Below are 20,920 nucleotides of genomic sequence, written 5' to 3' on the forward strand. Positions count from 1 at the left end.
CTACAGTTTGTCAGGCAAACCAGTTTTAACATTTTTGAAGATGTTTGGTAATAAATTAGGTAAGTTGAACTCGAACTCAAAAGCTCAATATCATCAGGCGCTTTCTCAATAAAAGCTAGTGTCTTTTGAGCATACCTAAATTAGTGCTAATCGTCATAAAGTTGAGGAGATGAATCAGATGAAATCGAAATTATTTTGGAGTTGCTGCACCGTTTTGGTAGCAAGCTTGCCTGTTTCCGCCTTGGCTCAAACAAGCCCTCCCACAAGCCCTCAAGCAGGTATTGACTACAAGGGTGGCTCGAAGAATTACCAGTTGCTACCGGGCCGAATCCAGGACAGAACATTACCCAGAGCCTTTGACTTTCCAATTATTACCAATGTTGCTACTGACACTAGCATCACCTCGGATTTCCTAATTACCGATCAGTTTCGCGCCCCAGCGGGTCGTACAGAATACACCGGAGCTCTCACCGCCTGGGCAGCATCAATCAGAGAATGTCTCGCCAAACAACCACTTTTGATTCGAGCCAGCACTAAAAACCCGATTCAGATTAATGGTAGAGTAGGCACGATTGTCAGAAACGCAAATAACCGTGCAGTTTGCAAATAAGCCAGCAATATCACAGGGGCTAAATTGGCCGTAATTGCTGTAAGGGCGGGTTCACCAATATCTCCCATGCAAGCATCGATACAGTAAACCCGTCACCGCAGCGATATTGGGGTCAATCGAGGCCAGTTGATATAACTTCCGCTATCTTAAAGATCAAAACTAGAGAGTGTTTTTGAACAAAAAGAGCAATAGGTTTTCTATTGCTCTTTTTGTTGGCCAAATTTCAATTAATATCTATTAGGACTTATATGAGATCGGCTGAAGCGACGCCATATAAGAGGTTTGTAGTGATGAATGCAAGTCCTTATCAAAGTTTAAGGACTTGCATTCATCACTGCAAACGACATAATTACGCAGAAACCAGATTTTTTCCAAAAAATCCCGTGCAACCCGATGGATATGGATTTTAACACCTGGCTTATCAAAGTTTGTCTGCGTAATTCACGATTTAGTAGCGCAAAATTCATGTGTACTCAGTAAAATTTCGCCATAATCAGGAATCCAAGCTAGCCACTGTTCTTCCGAACATTCACACAACAGCCACGCTTCGTCAAAGCTGAATGCGGTTGGCGGATTAAACAATTTAACCCACATAGAAGGAGCCAATTTTGGTGCAGGTACGGCGCAGCCAAATTTTTCCCAGTCGCGGACACTGGCGAAGCTTCCGGGCGTTGGTTGGGATTGCCAAGTACGAATATCTGTTTGCAGTTGCATAATTACTCCTGTCTAGCTAAGAGTCTGCACCAGGGCCCGGTTGAAACAACGCAGAGCGAAGGCGCAGATAAACTTTGATTATGTAGTCTATGTTACGGAATTATCTAGGCGAATGTGTAAGGTTGTAGCAAAAATTTACAATCGAGAGGAAAAAACTGGCTCAAAGCTGAAAAGCTCGATCAGTATTGTTCAGCTCGGCAAAAATCGCCTACCATAGCAAAAAACATCTGATTTATTTCAAAAATTCTGACATGAACCAAACTGCCAAATCCCAGTGGAAAACTCTAGATCGCTTTGTAGAAATCAACTCTCATTGGGTAAAACTAATCGCCGAACATCTCGAAACAACCGAAGGAAAAACAGTAGAATATTGGCGAGTAGAAAGAGCAGATTCAGTGGTAATCTTGACCATTCAAGCTGACAAATTGCTATTTCCCCCACCGATGTATCGCCCCGGCGTGGCAGAAGCAACCCTGGATTTTCCCGGCGGTCGCGTAGAAGCGGAAGCCATACCAGCAGCGGAAGTTCCAGCTATACTCAAGAAAGAACTAGGCGTGACAGAAAGTGCGATCGCCCGCATCGAACCGATCAACACCATTGGCTGGGCAATAAACAGTTCCTTCTCCAATCAAAAACTCTACGGTTTTGTTGCAGAATTGCACCCTACAGCAACAGTAAACGTCGAACTGATCGGTGCTGAATATCCTCTCACCCCAGACGGAATTCGCGACTTGCTCAAAGAATTAACTTGCCTCCAATGTCGAGCCTTACTGCTAGAATGGCAAAATCAAGTCTATTTTAGATTTTAGATTGTAGATTTTAGCATTGGCAATTGTCCCCCGATGTTCGCTGATTTGAATTTTAAGACTTACGCTCATCAACCCGGTTTCTCTGAGAAATCTTAGGTGAAGCCGCAAATTATCTAAGAAAAAAAACTGGTTTCTAGCCCCTTGTATGTAAGTCCTAAGATTCCTGAACACCCAAATCACCGGAACTAATCATGCCTCTCAATAATGAAGTTGCTGTCGAATGCCTTGACGTTACATATCGCCTCAACCGCAGGTATTTAGTAGACAAACTCAATTTCAAAGTGCTGCAAGGAGAAGTTTTAGTATTGCTGGGACGCAGCGGGAGTGGCAAAACTACTACCATGAAATTGATTAACAATTTACTAACGCCAAGCAGCGGCGAAGTTCTTGTCATGGGAAAACCGACAACTCAGTGGAACCCAATTCAACTACGCCGAAAAATTGGCTATGTGATTCAAGAAATTGGCTTGTTTCCTCATTTTACCGTCGAGCAAAACGTCGGTTTAGTGCCGAAATTGGAAGGTTGGGAGGGCGATCGTATTCAATCTCGCGTCCGGCGACTGTTAGAATTAGTCAACCTCGACCCCCAGCACTTCGCCAAACGCTATCCCCATCAGTTATCCGGGGGACAGCGGCAGCGAGTAGGCGTCGCTAGATCGCTGGCTGCTGACCCTCCGATATTGTTAATGGATGAACCGTTTGGTGCTTTAGACCCGATTACTCGTCTGGAATTGCAGCGGGAATTCGGTCAATTGCAGCAGCAACTGGGCAAAACTGTGATTTTTGTGACTCACAGCATTCAAGAAGCTTTTTTGTTAGCTTCTAGAATAGGTTTGATGCAAGATGGACGGTTGGTTGAATTGTCATCGCCCGATGATTTTATGAAATCTCAGCATCCAGAAGCTCGCGCATTTCTTGAATGTTTGCAAGTAGCTAGATTTGAATAATTTTAGCAAAAATCTGATAATATAGTTTTAATAACTAAGCTGATAATCAAACGATGCACAGTCTTTACGAAACAGACTTCTATGCTTGGACGCAAGAACAAGCCAAGTTACTTCGCAAGTGTCAGTGGAGCCAACTTGACTTGCCAAATTTAATTGAGGAGATTGAATATTTGGGCAAACAGGAACGTCAAGAACTTAGAAATCGTTTGAGCATTTTACTGGGACATTTGCTGAAGTGGCAATATCAGCCCCAGCAGCGGAGTCGTACCTGGCTGTCTACAATTCGAGTGCAGCGACGGGACACTCAGAGACTGATACAAGATAACCCAAGTCTGAAACCTTACTTCCAAGAAGCTTATCAAAACGGTAGAGATTTGGCAGTAGGAGAAACCGATTTACCTCTCAAAACATTTCCTCAAAATTGCCTTTACAGCTTAGAGGAAATTCTGGATTCTCGCTTCTATCCTGGGGAACCAAGTCCTGAAATGGAAAATGATTTATAAGATTGACAGCAATCAGTAATAACGAATTACCCAATGATAATTTTTATCAACCGCTATGGCGCTGAGATTATTCAGCGCGCCAGTGAACACTTATATTTAGTAACTGTTGCAATTTTTATCGCTATTATGGTGGGGATGCCCCTAGGAATTTTAGTCACCAGAAAACCAAAACTGAAAAAGCCGATTTTGGGATTTGCTAATATTATGCAAACAATTCCCAGTTTAGCTTTGTTTGGCTTACTAATCCCGGTGCCAGTAGTGGGTGGAATAGGCGATCGCACGGCAATTATCGCCCTCACTCTGTATTCTTTACTGCCAATTATCCGCAATACTTATACTGGTATTGTCGGCGTCGATCCAGCGATTACGGAAGCAGGAAGAGGCATGGGGATGACTGATATGCAACTGTTATGGCAAGTGGAAATTCCCCTGGCGCTGGGCGTGATTCTGGCGGGGGTGCGAGTTGCCGCAGTAATTGCGATCGGACTTGCTACAATCGCCGCTGCAATTGGCGCGGGTGGCTTGGGGGTGTTTATTTTTCGTGGCGTTGCTACCGTCAACAATCAGTTACTTTTGGCTGGGGCAATTCCGGCGGCTTTAATGGCCTTAGCTGCGGATTTTGGGCTGGGTTTGGTAGAAGCGCGCCTCTCGAAAAGTACCTTAAAAACTATTAATGAGGACTAAAATCCTGGCTACCTTCCGTTAGCGTTGTCACTCTCTGCGAACCAGAAGCATTCGCAGGACTTGCTATCAGATTGCGGATTTCATTTGATCGTTCAATGTACTCGCGATCGCTCAAAACAGCTTGGCTTCCCTCCAGCGAAATAGCATCAGCCAAATCGATCCAAGAACGGCAACCGCCGTATTCAGGAAGGTAGGGAACTTCGCAGCTTTCTGCAAGGCGATAAGCCCGCAGCAATAAAATATAAATTGGCTGAGTTTGTTTCCATTTCAGGCGATCGCAGACAAATTTTTCATTCCAAATATGATAAGGAAACAACGCGGTAATGGCTGGTTCCCAAGCTACCAAAAAAACATCAGTAATCTCCGCCCAACTGCCAATTATAATAACTTCAGGATGCCAGCCAGATTCGACAGTCTTGACTTGATGTGCAAACTCCGGCTTTAATAAATCCGGCTGTTGGTGTTCAAAAGTTGGATACAGCAAAACCTGTTTGTCAGTGACATTGAACTGTCCTGCTTGCTCGCGAATTCCCCCCTTCCGCAACAGCACAATCGTTTGACCTTGTTCCAAAGCATTAACTGCTACATTCCATTCTTTCAGAGCCCTAGTAGTTGATTTCATAAAAATTTAGTTGAGTTTTAACCAAAATAACAAAAATCGGTACTTTCAAGCAAGTACAGCCATTTATTCCTGTTAAAATAAGGTAGTGCTGACTATGCAAGACTACGTTATTTTGATAAAGAAAATAATTGGTTAGACTACATAGTGAGCTACCTACTTTTTTCTTTATTACTCTAACCGATAAAATAATCGTCTCTTCTGTGTCCAAGCTATACTATACTATCACCCCCGGTAGATTCAGCAATTTTGTCGTTAATTTTTTCAGGAGTTTACTTAAATACTTAATAAAGTTTAAAGATTATCGCATATTAAGTACCAAACAAGCATATTGAGATTTGTTAAAATTTAAATATTATTCAAAAAGCTTAGATTATACTTTTTTAAAGTGCATAGAAAATAGTTTTTTAATTCGGTTCTGTCATAAATATCAGTATCCTTACTAAAATACCGCCTGCTTTTCAATTTTTTATTAGTGAAATTACGCACATGAGTATTACTATTTTCGGTTACAACCTCCGTGAAGCCATTTACGAAAGTGTAAATACTATTATTTATCGCGGCACCAAAGATATTGATCGAACCTCAGCAATTATCAAAACCTTCAAAGCCGAGCATCCGACAATCGAAGAAATTTCCCGCTTAAGACACGAACATAAAATCCTCAGACATTTAGACAGTGAAGGAATAGTTAAGCCCATAGCGTTAGAAAACTATAATAACGGTTTAGCGCTGATAGTAGAAAATTTTAGCGGTCAATCTTTGAAAGATTTTCTTAACAATCAACCATTGGCTATAAACGCATTTATAACAATCGGAATTCAGTTAGCAACAACTCTTGGAGATATCCATCAGAGTAATGTTATCCATAAAGACATTAAACCCCAAAATATATTAATCGATCCAGACACAAAAGAAATAAAAATTATTGACTTTAGCATTGCTTCTCTTTTAGAGCGAGAAAATCAAACTATCACAAATCCCAACTTATTAGAAGGAACTCTTGCTTATATGTCGCCGGAACAAACCGGCAGAATGAACCGCTCAGTTGACTACCGCACCGACTTTTACTCCCTCGGTATTACATTTTATGAAATGCTGACAGGTAAACTACCTTTTTCCGCAAAAGACCCCCTGGAATTCGTTCATTGCCATATAGCTAAAGCACCTATACCACCTCAAAAGCTGAATCCCGAAATCCCGGATGCAGTTTCTGAAATTGTAATGAAATTATTATCTAAAACTGCTGAAGATAGATATCAAAGTGCTTTCGGAATAAAAATTGACTTGGAAACCTGCCAGCAAATGCTTTCTGCTGGAGAGATTTTCCCCTTTATTATAGGTCAACTAGATTCCTACAGCCAATTTATGATTCCGCAAAAACTCTATGGACGGGAAAGAGAAGTTGCTAGTTTGCTAGAAGCCTTCGCTCGCGTCAGTGGTGGGACAACGGAAATGATGCTAGTTTCGGGTTATTCAGGTATCGGCAAATCTTCCTTAGTTAACGAAGTTTATAAACCTATAGTCGTAGCACGAGGGTATTTTATTTCTGGTAAATTTGACCAATTTAAGCGGAATATTCCTTATGCTGCTTTAATTCAAGCATTTCAAGGATTGATGCGGCAACTGCTCACTGAAAATTCGGCTCAAATAGCAAGTTGGAAAGCTAAAATTCTCCAAGCACTTGGTGGCAATGGGTCAATTATTATTGAGGTTATTCCCGAAGTAGAAAAGATTATTGATCCACAGCCTGCGGTTTCGACTTTGGGACCCACTGAATCTCAAAACCGATTTAATCGAGTGTTTCAAAAATTTATACAGGTGTTTAGTAAACCCGAACACCCCCTAGTGATATTTTTGGATGACTTGCAGTGGGCCGATTCAGCTTCGCTTAAGCTTATCCAGCTAATAATGACCGATCCAAATAGTAAATATCTGCTATTAATTGGGGCTTATCGGGATAATGAAGTCAGTGCCACTCATCCCTTAATTTATACTTTAGAGCAAATTCAACATACCAGGGCGATAGTAAATAATATTATCCTCCAACCTTTAGATATATCTCATGTCAACCAATTAGTGAGCGAAACCATTCGCAGCAAAATTTCCCAAGTTTTGACTCTGGCTGAGTTAGTTTTTAAGAAAACCCAGGGAAATCCCTTCTTCTTAACTCAACTGCTCAAATCCCTTTATCAAGACCAACTCCTCTCCTTTGATTTCAATCAAGTTTGTTGGCAGTGGGATATCCAACTGCTTCAAGACATTGATATCAGCGATAATGTCGTCGAATTGATGGTCAGCCAAATTCAAAAGCTATCGTCCCCGACGCAGAATGTCTTAAAATTAGCTGCCTGTATAGGAGACATATTCAGTTTAGAAGTTTTGGCAATTGCTAATAAAAAATCTCAGTCAGAGACGGCAAGAGATTTATGGGAAGCGCTACAAGCTGGTTTTGTTATCCCGCTAAATAATTCCTACAAAATTCCCCTGCTATTTGACTCGGAAATATCTACACAAAAGTCAACCGAGCAGTTTGATGTCATTTATAAGTTTTTGCACGATCGAGTGCAGCAAGCATCTTATTCTCTAATTCCCGACTATCTTAAAAAAGAAACTCACCTAAAAATCGGTCAACTACTGCTGCATTCTACAAGACCAGAAGAACGAAAAGAAAATATTTTTGCACTGGTTAACCAACTAAATTACGGGACCGATTTAATCACTTTGGAGTTGGAAAGATATGAGTTGGCAGAACTCAATCTGATCGCCGGACAGAAAGCCAAATCAGCCACAGCTTATGAGTCGGCTGTCAAATATTTGAATGTGGGTTTAGGACTTCTCCATCAGGATAGCTGGGAGAGTCAATATGAGCTAACATTTAACCTGCATCTGGAAGCAGCCGAAACTGAATATATAAACACTAACTTTGAGCGATCGCAACATTTGTCTGAGACGATGCTGAAACAAGCGAAAACCCTTCTGGAAAAAGGCAAGGTCTACGAGCTGAAAGTTCAATTAGAGATATCTCAAAATAGGATGCAATCATCTATAGATAATGGAATCGCATTTCTAGAAATGTTGGGAGTTGGCCTAGAGGAAAAACCCCCTCAAGAACTAATCTTTGAGGATTTAGCTAACTTGTCTCCAATGAAAGCTCCCGATAAACTCGCAGCTATGCGAATATTGACTCTTATTATAACACCAGCTTTTATTGTAAACCCTGCGATGTTTCCGCCAATTGTTTATACAAAAATAGCCTTGTCTATTAAGTATGGAAATTCGCCTGAATCTGCTTTTGCTTATCTTTGGTATGGAGTGTTACTCTGTGGAGGATTAGGAAACATAGATTCTGGATATCAATTTGGTAAACTAGCTATTTTGCTCTTAGACAGGTTTAACACACTCACTCTTAAATCGAAAATATTTTGTGTATTTAATTCTTTAATCAGATGTTGGAAAGAGCCGCTTAATACTACGCTCGAACCTTTAGTAGAGGCTGTCCAAAGCGGTTTAGAAAATGGAGATATAGAATTTGCTTGTCATAGTACAGTCAATTATTGCAATCAGTTATTTTTAAGCGGTAGAGAATTACAAAAACTTGAGCAGGAGCAGGCAAAATATGTTGTCATGACAATTAATTGTAAACAAAAATTTGATACTTTATTTGTCCAACTTTACCAGCAAGTAGTTGATAATTTACTAGACAAAAACTCAAATAAATACCGTTTACTAGGTGAAAGTTTTAATGAAGAAGAACTACTCCCAGGAATGGAAGCCTCTAATAATGGGACGTTACTTTATGCTTACTATGTCGGCAAAATGATCCTCTCTTATCTATTTAAAGAACCAGATAAAGTAGTATCGAGTGCCGATTTAGCATTAAGATATGCCGACACAGGGGCAGGATTAATGCACATGAGTATCTACAACTTCTACCATTCTCTGGCTCTCATAGCCCTGTATCCAAAAGCCTCGGCAAAAGAGAAAGAAAAATATCTAAGTGCAGTAGCAGCAAATCAGGAAAAAATGCAGACTTGGGCGTTCCATGCACCGAGTAACTTCCAGCACAAGTATGACTTAGTAGAAGCAGAAAAAGCCCGGATTTTGGGACAACCTTTAGAAGCGAGCGATTATTACGATCGCGCTATAGCCGGAGCCAAAGAACAGGGATATATTCAAGAAGAAGCATTAGCCAACGAATTAGCAGGAGACTTTTATTTTTCCCGTTCTAAAGATAAAATCGCTCGCATTTATTTAACCGATGCTCGCTACGCATATATTCGCTGGGGAGCTAAAGCTATAGTCAAAGATTTGGAAGCCAGATATCCTCAAATATTTTCCCGGATAGCAAAGCCCGAAATTCAAGGTAGCCCGGTGACTATGACCGCTAGCTCGACGAGTGGAGGAAGTGCAGGATCTCTAGATTTAGCTACTGTGATCAAAGCATCCCAAGCTCTTTCTGGTGAAATCGTACTGAGTAAGCTGTTGGCGAAATTGATGAAAATTGCGATCGAGAATGCGGGCGCTCAAAGTGGCATTTTCATCTTAGAAAAAGCTGGAACTTTACTAATAGAAGCCTATGGAAGCGTAGATAGCGATGTAGAAGTGCTGCAAACAATACCAGTGGAAAACAGTCATCAACTACCCATATCTTTGATTAACTATGTTGCCCGAACTCAGGAAAATGTTGTATTAAGTGATGCGAATTGTGAGGGAACCTTCACTGCGGATACTTATATCGTCAACCAAAAACCCAAGTCAGTATTATGTACTCCCATCGTCCATCAAGGAAAACTTACTGGCATTCTTTACTTAGAAAATAATCTCACAACAGGTGCTTTTACTCCCGACCGTTTAGAAGTTTTACAAGTTTTATCTTCTCAAGCAGCTATTTCGATTGAAAATGCCCGTCTTTATAACGATTTAGCAGCAGCCAACGCTACTTTAGAAGCGAAGGTGGTAGAAAGAACGCAACAGTTACAAGAAAAAAATATCCATTTACAAAAAGCAGAAGAATTAGCGAAAGCCGCCAACTCTGCCAAGAGTGAGTTTCTTGCTAATATGAGCCACGAACTCCGAACGCCACTTAATGGCATTTTAGGTTACACGCAAATCCTCAAACGACAAAAAAACTTGGCTGACCAGCAAAAAGATGGTCTGAACGTCATTAGTCAGTGTGGCGATCACCTCTTAACCCTGATTAACGATATTTTAGACCTGTCCAAAATCGAAGCCCGAAAAATGGAAATCCACTTGAGTAATTTCCATTTCTCACAATTTTTGGAAAGCATCGCTGAAATTTGTAATATTCGGGCCGAACAAAAAGGAATCTCCCTGATTTACGAGCCCATTACCCAACTACCTATTGCCGTCCAGGGTGATGAAAAACGATTGCGGCAAGTTTTAATCAACTTACTCGGCAATGCGATTAAGTTTACCGAAAAAGGTGGGGTGGTATTCAAAGTAGGATATCAGGAGGGCAAAATCCGGTTTCAAGTGGAAGATACCGGATTGGGTATGGCACCAGAGCAATTGCAAGACATATTTTTGCCTTTTCATCAAGTAGGAGATACTCACCACAAGGTTGAAGGAACCGGGTTGGGGCTGGCAATTAGCCGCCAATTAGTCCAGATGATGGGCGGTGAAATAAAGGTGAATAGTACATTAGGACAAGGGAGCGTTTTCTCGTTCGATTTAGATTTGCCAGAGGTATCGGAATGGGAGACTAATGCAGCCAAAGCCAATGCCCACACAATCGTTGGTTTCAAAGGCCGAAAGCGAAAAATTCTCATAGCTGATGACAAGTGGCAGAATCGCTCGATCATAGCGGGAATGCTTCAGCCGTTAGGATTTGAAATTCTGGAAGCAACGGAGGGTCAGGACTGTTTAAACAAGGTGGTCGAGTTTAAACCAGACTGTATTTTAATGGACTTGATGATGCCCGTAATGAGTGGCTTAGAAGCAACGCGCCGGATTCGCAAATCACTAGATCAGGCTAAGTTAGTGGTGATTGCTACTTCTGCCAGCGTTTTTGATTTTGATCGACAACAAAGTGTCGAGGTAGGTTGCAATGATTTTATTCCCAAACCCATAGGAATCGAGGAGCTTTTAGAAAAATTACGTACTCATTTAGGGTTAGAATGGATTTATGAAGAAAATCTGAAAGAAATTAGGAAAGCAGAAGGAGAAAAAAAATCTCTAAGTTCTGAAATCTTAGCTCCCCCCGATGAGGTAATCGCCGTTTTATTCAATTTAGCGATGATGGGCGATCTTCGAGCTATTGGGGAGGAAGCTAAAAAGTTAGAAGAACTCAATGAGCAATGGGGGCCCTTTGCTACCCATCTACGCCAGTTAGTGAAAGGATTTGAAGAACAACAAATCTTGGAGTTTATTAAGAAATATAGGATTGCCAAATAATGAATAACGAACTTCTCGAACAAAGCACAATTTTAATCGTAGATGACACTCCGACTAATTTAGGTGTCCTGTTCGATTTTTTGGCAGATTTTGGCTTCAAGGTATTGGTAGCTAGGGATGGGCAAAGTGCTCTCCAGAAGGTAGAATATGCCCCACCGGATCTGATCCTGTTGGATGTGCTCATGCCCGGAATAGATGGGTTTGAAACTTGTCGCCGTTTGAAAGCGAATGATTTAACGAGAGACATTCCCGTGATTTTTATGACTGCTCTTGCTGACACGGTGGATAAGGTTAAAGGTTTGAGTCTTGGTGCGGTGGATTATATTACTAAGCCTCTTCAGCATGAAGAAGTTTTAGCTCGTGTTAATGTCCACATGAAGCTCCGCAACCTGTCGAAAAAACTCCTAGAGAAAAATGTGTGTTTGCAAGCAGAAATCGAACAGCGTGTCGAAGCGGAATCCTCGCTGTTGAAGCTGGCATCGGAGTTGGAAAGGCGAGTGGAGGAAAGGACGGCTGAACTTTTGCAATCCAATCAATTGCTCAAACAGGAGATTCAAGAGCGTCTGCAAGCAGAGGCGGGATTGCAACAATCGGAAGCTCAATTGCGAAGCCAAACTAATTGTTTAGAAAAGGCTTTTCGAGAATTACAAATCACGCAGACTAAACTTGTGCAGAGCGAAAAAATGTCTTCTCTAGGTCAGCTTGTTGCAGGTGTAGCCCATGAAATCAATAATCCAGTTAATTTTATTTTTGGGAATGTTTCTTACGCTCATGATTATACCCAAAATTTGATCGATCTAGTCAATCTTTATCACCAAGAATTCCCGGAGGCAGGTCCAAAAGTTGAACAGAAAATAGACGAAATAGAACTAGATTTTTTGGTGGAAGACTTACCTAAATTGTTGAGTTCAATGAAGGTAGGTGTAGACCGAATTCGCGAAATTGTTCAGTCGCTGCGAATCTTCTCGCGATTGGATGAATCTGAGATGAAACCAGTGGATATTCACCAGGGTATTGATAGCACTCTGTTAATTTTGCATAACCGTGTTAAAGGAAGGGGCGATCGACCTGCAATTGAGGTGATAAAAGAATTCGGCAATCTGCCTCTGGTAGAGTGTTATGGGGGTCAGCTTAACCAGGTGTTTATGAATCTTGTTGCTAATGCTATTGATGCCATAGATGATTATAATGCGACGCGCTCGTTAAGTGAAATGAAAGCTAATCCTTCTCAGATTTTTATTCGCACTGAGGTCACGGAATCTAATCGAGTGTTAATTTATTTTAAGGATAACGGGCCTGGTATGACAGAAGAAATTAGCCAACACCTATTTGAGCCATTTTTTACTACTAAACCTATCGGGAAGGGTACTGGTATTGGGCTGTCAATTTCCCATCAGATTGTAGTGGATAAACACGGGGGCCAGCTCAATTGTATTTCATCTCCTAATCAGGGGGCAATCTTTATTATTGATATTCCAATTCACCAGAAAAATTTTGCTAAAAATAATTTAATTACGATGTCTGAAACAGCTTTGGGTATTTCTTAGTTGATTTTAACTTAACAGGACTTAAACAAATTTTAAGCCCAAATAAGTCCCAAACGGGCTTGATACGCAATAAATACGTCCATCTTTTCTTGCAGCCCGTGCACAAATCTATAAAATATAGCTATTCTCAAAGCTGACCAAACAGAGGGTAAATGTGCGTAAATTGAGGAGGCGGCAATCATAATTACTCAAGACCGTAATCAGGGTTTTTCAGCTACCCGATCAAGTACAACTGAATTCAAACTTCAGAGCTGTCAAATTATTTAATTGGGGAACTAAAACGTCCAGATGTTCCGATGTTTATCGTCTATTGGGTGGAGTCTCCTGTGCGGTTTAGTCGCACAGAAGAGCTGATGACCAGACGTTTAGTGCGGAACAACTTTATTGCTAAATTCTCACTGCAAAAGATGCTGCTAATTCCCGTTCTGGTTCCATACCAACTGTAGGTGGCATGGAACGATTTGCTACTTGCTCAATTAGTTGTAAATGTTGCGGCAGCATTTTAGCTAAACTGTAGCGTTCTAGAGCGGTTTGACGGGCTTTGATGCGAATTTCTGCCATGCGGGTAGGATGGTCTAAAACTTCATCAATGCGATCGGCTACTTGTTTCGGTGAGAAGTAATCGACTAGCAAACCGTTTTCTCCGTCGCGGATAACTTCTCTGACTGGTCCTGTGTCGGAACCGATTACTAAACATCCGGTTGATAGAGATTCAATCATGGACCAAGATAGCACAAAAGGTCTGGTCAAATAAACGTGTACGTCGGATGCTTGAATTACTTTTAAATACAGTCCGTAAGGTAGGGGTCCGACAAAGTGAACTCGCGACAAGTCTAGGGGGACTTTTTTGAGCATATAGTCTTTGTAAGACTCGCCGTTGGGTAAAGAACGCCCGTAACAAACTCTTTCGGAACCAACGATTACGACGTGACAGTTGGGGCGGCGTTCTTGCACATAGGCGATCGACTCAATGAATTCAGGAAAACCCCGGTAAGGTTCCATTCCCCGCGATACGTAGGTGACAATTTCATCCACGCCAGACAAGTCTAAGTTAGGTAAAACCAGTTTAGCACCGGGGTCTGGTTTGAAGTAATCGGTATCTACGCCGTCGTGGAGTGTGGATAATTTTTGTTGTAGTTCGGGCGGGAATTGCGATCGCTGCCAATAAGTGGGAGACAAACCCCAATCACAAGAATATAAATCGATCAGAATCGGCGCATTTTTGATTCTAATTCTAGCCATATCGTCAACTGTTAAAGGTTCCGCTGGGTCGAAATCTGCGTCTGAACCAATAGCATGATAAAACCACTCGAAATAGCACAAAAGCGGCGTATTTGGAAAGGCTTCTTTGACAAACAATGTCGGCCCCCAACCGGAATGTCCGCAGATAATATCGGGGACAAAACCATCTGCTTTGAGTTGTTCTGCCATTCTAAATACGGCTTGTCCGTAGATGACGGCACTTTCTAAAGGGCGGACGTATTGGTGAGTCTGGGCGTGGGGTTCCCGGCTGGGGGTAAATGCTGCTTTGCGAACGCCGGGAATGTTCCACTCTGGGCGCTCGTTTTTAGTGCCGAAAACAATTTGATTTTTGGGATCGGCGCCTAAAGCCGTGATAATGTGGCGGTATTGGGCGGGAAAGTTGGGATGGAGAAATAATGCTTTCATTGACTGTTGTCTGTTGTCTGTTGACTGTTTTCTGTTAACTGGTGACTGTTTTATGTCATTAGTTGGAATAAAATATTTGGATTCACCTAAAAAGCTTTGGTTTTATTCATTGATTCACCTAAAAAGCTTTGGTTTTATTCATTGGGGGTTGGTGCTTTGCAGATCCAGACGCAATCTCGCGGTACAGAAGATGTATTTTTCAGGATGATTTCATAGTTTAAATGATGGAGAAATTTTTCCATAATTGTATCAGTCATAACTGAAAAGGCTGTGCCGTCTCTGTGCCCTAGCAAGTTTTTGTCCCACTCGGTGGCGAATTTTTGCCACCCTAATTCGCTAAAAATATTTGTGTGGTGAAACACGCAAATTCGATCGCCTCGCAGCAGTTTGGGAATTCGAGTCAGATAGTTGAATATATCTACCGGCTCTACGTGTACCATTGTATCGTAACAAAAGCAGACATCGGCTGAACCGGGGGCAATGCCGTCTAATGTTAAACCGTCGAGTTTGACGTAAGAAACGCGATCGTCTCCCAAGCGCGATCGCGCCGCTTGCAGCATTTGACTGGAAATGTCCGCACAAATTAGTCGATCGCAATATTTCAGCAGCAGCGAACCAGTTTTTCCGCCGCCAATACCAATTTCTAATACCCTATGTTCTTTTTTGATGTAGGGTGCAATAAATTGCTCTTCTATCAGGGCTTCGTATTCGGCTAAGGAGTTGGCGGCACCTGCAGCTTTACCTATCCATTCGTCGCCAATATGGGCAAGTTCGGCATTAGTTTTTTGCCACTGTTGGGCGTAACTGTCCCATGCCCTTTCATAATCTACTCTTGGGCGATCGGTCATTTTTTCATCGTTCATTTTTGATTATTTTATAGTATTGATGGCTCAATTTTCAATAGGTTCCGCAATTCTTGGCAAATTATATTAAATCCTGCCAAAAGTCTACGAGGTGAGTTACTGCCCTTCACTGGGGCGGAGGCTGGCACTGTAACATGACTAATGACGGCTGAAATATGCTTCGCAGAAAATCTCTGCATAAGCTTGAGTCATTTCCTCAAAAGTATTAAGTGAATCCAAGACATATTTAGCATTTTCAGCTAACTGCTGTCGCAATAGTTTATCCTCCAATAAAGTAATCAAAGCTGCAACTAATTCATCCGGGCGATCGGGCGTATAAAACAAACCATTAATTCCAGGTCGCACTTGTTCTTTAATCCCAAAAACCGGCGATGTAACAATTGGCAAATCGCAAGCCATTGCCTCCAAAATCACTCTGGGAAAACTTTCGACGCGAGAAGTGCAAACAAAAATATCCGCCGATTTGTAATATTTTCCCGTCTCCCCAGTTTCCGGGACTACTGTCACCCTTTGCCGCAACTCTTCTGGTAATTCCCCCACTAACTCGGCTAATTTATTGCTGTAAATACTCGGGCGATCGCCCACAATAAAACACCTAATTTTATTGTGCCATTTGTCAGGCAAAAGTGAAAGTGCTTTAACTAAATCCTGCTGACCTTTGCGTTCGCATACCGTTCCCAGCAGCAAAATAACCACGTCTTCCGCTGCAACACCTAAAGTTTTTCTAGCCAATTCAGAATTCTGTGAATTTTCCAGTTTGCTCAAATCTAAGCCGTTGTGAATCACCGTAAAATTATGGTGGCTGTTGAGAGGCAAATACCTGTCCCGCGTTGCATCCGCCACAAAAATTACCTTGTAAGGAAAGCGAAAACACTCTAAAGCTCTCGCCGCAATCTCCGAACCAAACCTGTTAAAATAAGTTTGCCAAGGTTCGCTTTCGTGCACGTTCCACACCACAGGAATTCCGATTTGGTGCGCGGCATCAACTACAAAAAAGTTTTCTAAAGTATTGGCATAAATTGCATCTACTTTTAAACCTGCAATTTCTGTGCTAAAACTGCGGATGGCTTCATCATAAGCATCGCGCTGGTAGATGTGTTCGAGAGGATTGTCGCGCACAATTACTTCAATTCCCTGCTGTTGGTAAGCTTGACGCAGGGGCCCGTCTGTTGTGCAAAGTACGATCGGCTTAATCATACCCTCAGTCGCCAATTTCACCGCGATTTCGTACTGATGCAGCGGCGCACCAGTGAAATCCAGCGAATTGCTGCACATTAAAACTTTGATAGGATGGATAGAACTGTTTGCTACTGATAACCAACCACACTCAGCAAATTCTAATTCTTCCTTGTTCCTGACATCAGTTACATCAGTTACATCCCGTACATTGCTTGTTGCCGCACTTCCTTCTTCTTTCATAAAAACCCGTCGAGGTTGAATATGAAAATACTCATCTTCTAAAGACAAGTGAGGACTGTAAAAACTGTCATTTTTACCCGCATACTTGCGCCTAAAAGCCGCCACTTCTTGAGGATTGTCGGTAAAACCCCTAGAAGTTCCCTCTTTGTGCAATAACTCCGCATCGGGACAGTATACACACCGATAACCCCGTTCTAACAGCCGATATCCGTAATCTGCATCATTGTAAGCAACAGCAAAATTATCCTCATCAAAACCGCCCAATTCTAAGAACAATTGACGCGGAGTAATCGTGCAAGCGGCTGTTACCGCAGAGTAATTTCGCGTTACCATCGCTTGAGAAAGATAGCCTCGATTTTCGCTGTTCATCAGCTTAAAAGCGTGACCCGCCAAACCGTGATGGAGACCGTGAATTACGCCCGCGTGCTGAATTCTGCCGTCTGGATATAACAGCCTCGCGCCGACTGCACCCACGCCAGGGATTTGAGCGTATCCCACCATTTGACTCAGCCAGCGGGGGTTAATTACTTCAGTATCGTTGTTCAAAAACAACACATATTCGCTATCAACTTGTTCGGCAGCGCGGTTGTTAATTGCTGCAAAACTAAACTTACCACCAGGATTTTTTATATGCAAAACTTGGCAATTTAATTGCTTTAAATATTCCAGAGTTTTCTGGTCGTCGCTTTCGTTGTCGATGACGGCAACTTGATAATTTTTATAGGTTGTAGTTTCTAGAGAATCCAGACAGGCTTTCAGCAATTTAAGCTGATTCTTAGTAGGAATAATTACGGTTACTGATGGACCATTATCCGGGAAATCCTGGGCAAATATGCCCAAATTTTCTTTAATCGCCCATGCGTGCTGAGCGACATTGCCATTAATTTTTCGGCGGTTTAGTGCGTCTTGAATGGCTTGTTGACCGGCGGCAAAACTGGCGGGTTTTGCCGCCCCAGATATGGCGGTAGAACCGGGTGCGGTTCGCCAGTGATACAGCACTAACGGCAGGTGCGCGACGTGGCGAGAAATTTCGGTGGCTCTCAAGGCAAAGTCGTAATCTTGCGAGCCTTCAAGACCTATCCGCAAACCTCCTATTTCTTCAAAAATGTGTCTTTTTACGGCGCACAAATGACCGAGATACATATAGGAAAGCAGCAGTTCCGGCGACCATTCCGGTTTGAATTGGGGGGCAAATCGGCGACCTTTAGTGTCGATTTTGTCGTCGTCTGAGTATAGAAAATCGGTGGCTGGATGCGAGGCAAAATATAAGGCGACTTCGCCTAATGCGTCGGGAGTTAGTTCGTCGTCGTTGTCTAAAAACAGGATGATGTCGCCTGTTGCGAGGGCGGCGGCGCTGTTGGTGGCTGCGCTGATGTTTCCGTTTTCTGTACGAAAGGTGATGCGGATACGATCGTCCTTTTGAACCCAGTTTTTCAAAGTGTCAGCAACAGTGAAATCGGTGCTGCAATCGTCGGCAATGCAGAGTTCCCAGTTGGCATAAACTTGATTGATTACGCTATCGATCGCACTTTCGAGAAAATCTATCTGCGGGTTGTAAACTGGCATTACTACCGAAATTTTTGGCAGGGGTTCACTGCAGGATTTTAACCTAGAAATTAAGTAATCGCGCGCGCGATCGTTCCACTGATTCACCTCCAGCCATGCGTCATACCTATCAATAGGTTTAGGCACGATAAAACCCGCAGGTGGCAGCAAATCTCCCGGCGCAGTAAACTGTTTTTGCTGCCGATAAATCTTCCCCAACTGGCGAATCACCTTCACAATTTCCCAAGGCATCGGCACAATTCTGCCGAGACGCTGTTTTCTTTCCTTCGCCCGCTGCTGAATTGCGGCTGTAAACCTTGATAACTCCTCAAATTTATCTGCACTTCGCTGCCAGATATGGTAGCGCCGCACAGTCAATTTTTTAGGCGCTTGAAAAGACAAAATTTCCCCGGTTTCTAACTCAGCTTGCAGAGACACGTGCCATTCCCCTGGCGGCAAATCGACAAGGGCCTCAAAACCGCTTTCCGAACTGTTAACCCAGTCAGGAAACACTTCGCCGACATCTTTTCGCCGCAAACCGTAGGCGCATTCTACAGAAGTATCGCCACACAACAAGCTTAATTTAGCAATTTTGCGATCGTGGTGGCAGCACCAACCTGCAAACAAAATTTGACCCTGACGCTGTTCCCACACCACCGGTACATCTAACGATGCTTGAATCGTTGAAACTAACAACGGATAAGCTGCCAAAAGATACCATTTACCTCGCTCATCTTGCGCTTCCAGTAGCACTTCGTGTCGTCCTGCAGGCGCTTCCAATTGAATTATAAAACCTGATTTATTCGCAGCGGCAATATTAGAGTGTGCTTGCGCTATATCACTTCTATCTATGCCGTAAACGCCTGCAAAACTCTGGTGTTTAATTCTGGCGCGAACTGCTGTAGTCTCTCTTTTTTGGTGAAAAACCCAGCCGATAATTAGCAGGTTGGAATCGCAAACTTGCCAAGTAGTAGGTTGATCTAACGAAAAAATAAATTTAGGGAACAAGTCGCGGATTTTGCGCTGAACTTCCCACAACTTTTCTCTCACTTGCCACCATATTGAAGACTTGATTATGGCAAGTTCTGCCCGAAAAGTTTCATTTTCTTGGCGGGAGTTTTCTAATTTTTTCAGAGTATCCTTTAATCTTTCCTGATTTTGAGTTTGTGCTGTTTCTAGCTGAATTAACTCAGCTAACTTTTGCTGCAATATAAATTCAGTCTCTTCAGATTGTACCTGAGTTTGCCCTAATTCTGCTTCTAATTCTAATACTTTCGCTAAAGCTGTTTGAAATTGCGATTCTTTGCCTGCAAGCTGTACCTGAGTTTGTCCTAATTCTGTTTCTAATCCGAGGAGTTTCGCTAACGCTTCTTGAAATTGCGATTCTTTGCCTGCAAGCTGTACCTGAGTTTGCCCTAATTCTGCTTCTAATTTTAAGACTTTTGTTAAAGCTTCTTGAAATTGTGATTCTTTGCCTGCAAGCTGTACCTGAGTTTGTCCTAATTCTGTTTCTAATCCGAGGAGTTTTGCTAAAGCTTCTTGAAAATTTGATTCTTTGCCTGCAAGCTGTACTTGAGTTTCTCCTAATTCTGCCTCTAATCCCAGCACTTTTGCCTGGGCCTGGTGAAATTGTTCTTGCCACTGTTTGAGTTCTGAAGAGCTAGTTTTTTGCTGTTTTTCGAGCAAGCGGATTTTTAGCCAATCTTCAAATGGCCAGATTGGAGATGCTGGGAAATGAATAACTCGATCGATCGCACCTTTCGATTCGCTGCTCAGATTGCCAGCTTGGGTTTCCAAAAGTTCATATAGTTCTAATGCTTCGGGAAAATATTTTTCTATTAAACTCGGTCTGTGACTTTTGACAATATCGTTGACTAATAAAGATTCTTCAAAATTGTCGCCCGGTATTGCACTTAAGTTAACATTAAATTTTTCGTTTACTCGTTCGATAAAAAGTTCGGGAGTGTGGCCGATGGGGTAAACGTTGGCTAGCAGACAGCGATGGGGAAAACGTTCGTAAAGTTCTAAAACTTTTTGATTGTAGTGAATCCACATTTTTACTGCCATTTCGGGATTTTGCAGCAAGCTGAAATCGGTTCCCCGGCGGTAAAGGGAATCGACTACTTCCCAGGGCGATCGATAAACACAGATAAAATTAGCTTCAGGGAGTAAAGTCAGCCAAAAATCCCAAAAAAGGGCTGTTCGCGGGTCTTTCCAACCCCAATGTTTGTGAGTTTGTTGGTTTTGGTCGATCGCCCTTTTGGCGATTTCCACGTATTCCGCTGCTACCGGAATCGTTTTTTCAAACGTACATCCGAGTTCATCAATACCGTGCGATCGCAAAACACTTTTGTGAAACTCCACAAAATCAACATTCTCGAAATGACCTTTCACATTTCCGTCGGCCGGGCCCACTAATTTTTTGCCAATATCAACCCCGACTTTCTGAAACAAAGAAGCTGTTAAAGACGTACCGGAACGGTGCATTCCGGTAACAATAAAAACCGACGGTTTGCTGTCATTTGTACTCACAATTTCTCTCCCTCGCCCTAATTCCCACACCAACCAAATTTAC

The 20,920-nt window shown here is 42.4% G+C and carries 12 protein-coding genes; 7 read left to right on the forward strand and 5 right to left on the reverse strand.

Annotation, left to right across the window (positions count from 1 at the left end):
• The first annotated feature begins 178 nt into the window (after nt 1-178).
• A complete protein-coding gene (locus QUA45_RS09185; RefSeq protein ID WP_333149330.1) occupies nt 179-610 on the forward strand; it encodes a hypothetical protein in 432 nt (143 codons plus the stop codon).
• Between the two features lie 441 nt (nt 611-1,051).
• On the opposite strand, the gene QUA45_RS09190 is transcribed toward QUA45_RS09185, so the two are convergent.
• The gene (locus tag QUA45_RS09190; protein ID WP_333073661.1) at nt 1,052-1,324 is read right to left on the reverse strand and encodes a hypothetical protein; all 273 of its coding nucleotides are present in this window, start codon (nt 1,322-1,324) and stop codon (nt 1,052-1,054) included.
• 251 nt (nt 1,325-1,575) lie between these two features.
• Here QUA45_RS09190 and QUA45_RS09195 point away from each other — a divergent pair, with 251 nt between their 5' ends.
• The 4 genes from QUA45_RS09195 to QUA45_RS09210 all read left to right on the forward strand — a co-directional run bounded on the left by QUA45_RS09195 (nt 1,576) and on the right by QUA45_RS09210 (nt 4,267).
• Nucleotides 1,576-2,133, forward strand: coding sequence for an NUDIX hydrolase (locus QUA45_RS09195; RefSeq protein WP_333099630.1), 558 nt, complete (start codon nt 1,576-1,578; stop codon nt 2,131-2,133).
• Between the two features lie 191 nt (nt 2,134-2,324).
• A complete protein-coding gene (locus tag QUA45_RS09200; RefSeq protein WP_333220385.1) occupies nt 2,325-3,080 on the forward strand; it encodes an ATP-binding cassette domain-containing protein in 756 nt (251 codons plus the stop codon).
• A gap of 53 nt (nt 3,081-3,133) precedes the next feature.
• Entirely contained in the window at nt 3,134-3,583 is a 450-nt protein-coding gene (locus QUA45_RS09205; protein ID WP_333220387.1) for a DUF29 domain-containing protein, read from the forward strand.
• A gap of 33 nt (nt 3,584-3,616) precedes the next feature.
• Nucleotides 3,617-4,267: an ABC transporter permease gene (locus QUA45_RS09210; RefSeq protein WP_333099627.1), complete on the forward strand. Its 651-nt coding sequence runs from the start codon at nt 3,617-3,619 to the stop codon at nt 4,265-4,267.
• Here the strand turns inward: QUA45_RS09210 and QUA45_RS09215 are convergent.
• Nucleotides 4,254-4,889 carry a DUF1802 family protein gene (locus QUA45_RS09215; RefSeq protein ID WP_333220389.1) on the reverse strand — a complete coding sequence of 212 codons (636 nt, stop codon included), beginning with the start codon at nt 4,887-4,889 and terminating at the stop codon, nt 4,254-4,256. The two genes, QUA45_RS09210 and QUA45_RS09215, sit on opposite strands and share 14 nt — an antisense overlap.
• A 486-nt stretch (nt 4,890-5,375) precedes the next feature.
• Here QUA45_RS09215 and QUA45_RS09220 point away from each other — a divergent pair, with 486 nt between their 5' ends.
• Nucleotides 5,376-11,303: an AAA family ATPase gene (locus QUA45_RS09220; RefSeq protein ID WP_333220391.1), complete on the forward strand. Its 5,928-nt coding sequence runs from the start codon at nt 5,376-5,378 to the stop codon at nt 11,301-11,303.
• Entirely contained in the window at nt 11,303-12,850 is a 1,548-nt protein-coding gene (locus tag QUA45_RS09225) for a response regulator (RefSeq protein ID WP_333099624.1), read from the forward strand. Before QUA45_RS09220 ends, QUA45_RS09225 begins: the two co-directional genes overlap by 1 nt.
• Before the next feature lie 387 nt (nt 12,851-13,237).
• On the opposite strand, the gene QUA45_RS09230 is transcribed toward QUA45_RS09225, so the two are convergent.
• The 3 genes from QUA45_RS09230 to QUA45_RS09240 all read right to left on the reverse strand — a co-directional run bounded on the left by QUA45_RS09230 (nt 13,238) and on the right by QUA45_RS09240 (nt 20,877).
• Nucleotides 13,238-14,518, reverse strand: a complete 1,281-nt coding sequence (locus tag QUA45_RS09230; protein WP_333073645.1) for a glycosyltransferase family 4 protein — start codon at nt 14,516-14,518, stop codon at nt 13,238-13,240.
• Nucleotides 14,519-14,652: 134 nt separating this feature from the next.
• Nucleotides 14,653-15,381 (reverse strand): class I SAM-dependent methyltransferase, encoded by a 729-nt coding sequence (locus tag QUA45_RS09235; RefSeq protein WP_333099622.1) that lies wholly within the window; start codon nt 15,379-15,381, stop codon nt 14,653-14,655.
• Nucleotides 15,382-15,519: 138 nt separating this feature from the next.
• Nucleotides 15,520-20,877 carry a glycosyltransferase gene (locus QUA45_RS09240; protein WP_333220393.1) on the reverse strand — a complete coding sequence of 1,786 codons (5,358 nt, stop codon included), beginning with the start codon at nt 20,875-20,877 and terminating at the stop codon, nt 15,520-15,522.
• Nucleotides 20,878-20,920 lie beyond the last annotated feature (43 nt).

The organism is Microcoleus sp. Pol12A5 (genome assembly GCF_036701435.1).
Taxonomy (GTDB): domain Bacteria; phylum Cyanobacteriota; class Cyanobacteriia; order Cyanobacteriales; family Microcoleaceae; genus Microcoleus.

Coding starts and splice junctions, on each gene's coding strand:
- QUA45_RS09200 (WP_333220385.1), top strand. CDS start 2,325: ATGCCTCTCAATAATGAAGTTGCTGTCGAATGCCTTGACGTTACATAT.
- QUA45_RS09185 (WP_333149330.1), top strand. CDS start 179: ATGAAATCGAAATTATTTTGGAGTTGCTGCACCGTTTTGGTAGCAAGC.
- QUA45_RS09235 (WP_333099622.1), bottom strand. CDS start 15,381: ATGAACGATGAAAAAATGACCGATCGCCCAAGAGTAGATTATGAAAGG.
- QUA45_RS09205 (WP_333220387.1), top strand. CDS start 3,134: ATGCACAGTCTTTACGAAACAGACTTCTATGCTTGGACGCAAGAACAA.
- QUA45_RS09225 (WP_333099624.1), top strand. CDS start 11,303: ATGAATAACGAACTTCTCGAACAAAGCACAATTTTAATCGTAGATGAC.
- QUA45_RS09220 (WP_333220391.1), top strand. CDS start 5,376: ATGAGTATTACTATTTTCGGTTACAACCTCCGTGAAGCCATTTACGAA.
- QUA45_RS09195 (WP_333099630.1), top strand. CDS start 1,576: ATGAACCAAACTGCCAAATCCCAGTGGAAAACTCTAGATCGCTTTGTA.
- QUA45_RS09230 (WP_333073645.1), bottom strand. CDS start 14,518: ATGAAAGCATTATTTCTCCATCCCAACTTTCCCGCCCAATACCGCCAC.
- QUA45_RS09210 (WP_333099627.1), top strand. CDS start 3,617: ATGATAATTTTTATCAACCGCTATGGCGCTGAGATTATTCAGCGCGCC.
- QUA45_RS09190 (WP_333073661.1), bottom strand. CDS start 1,324: ATGCAACTGCAAACAGATATTCGTACTTGGCAATCCCAACCAACGCCC.
- QUA45_RS09215 (WP_333220389.1), bottom strand. CDS start 4,889: ATGAAATCAACTACTAGGGCTCTGAAAGAATGGAATGTAGCAGTTAAT.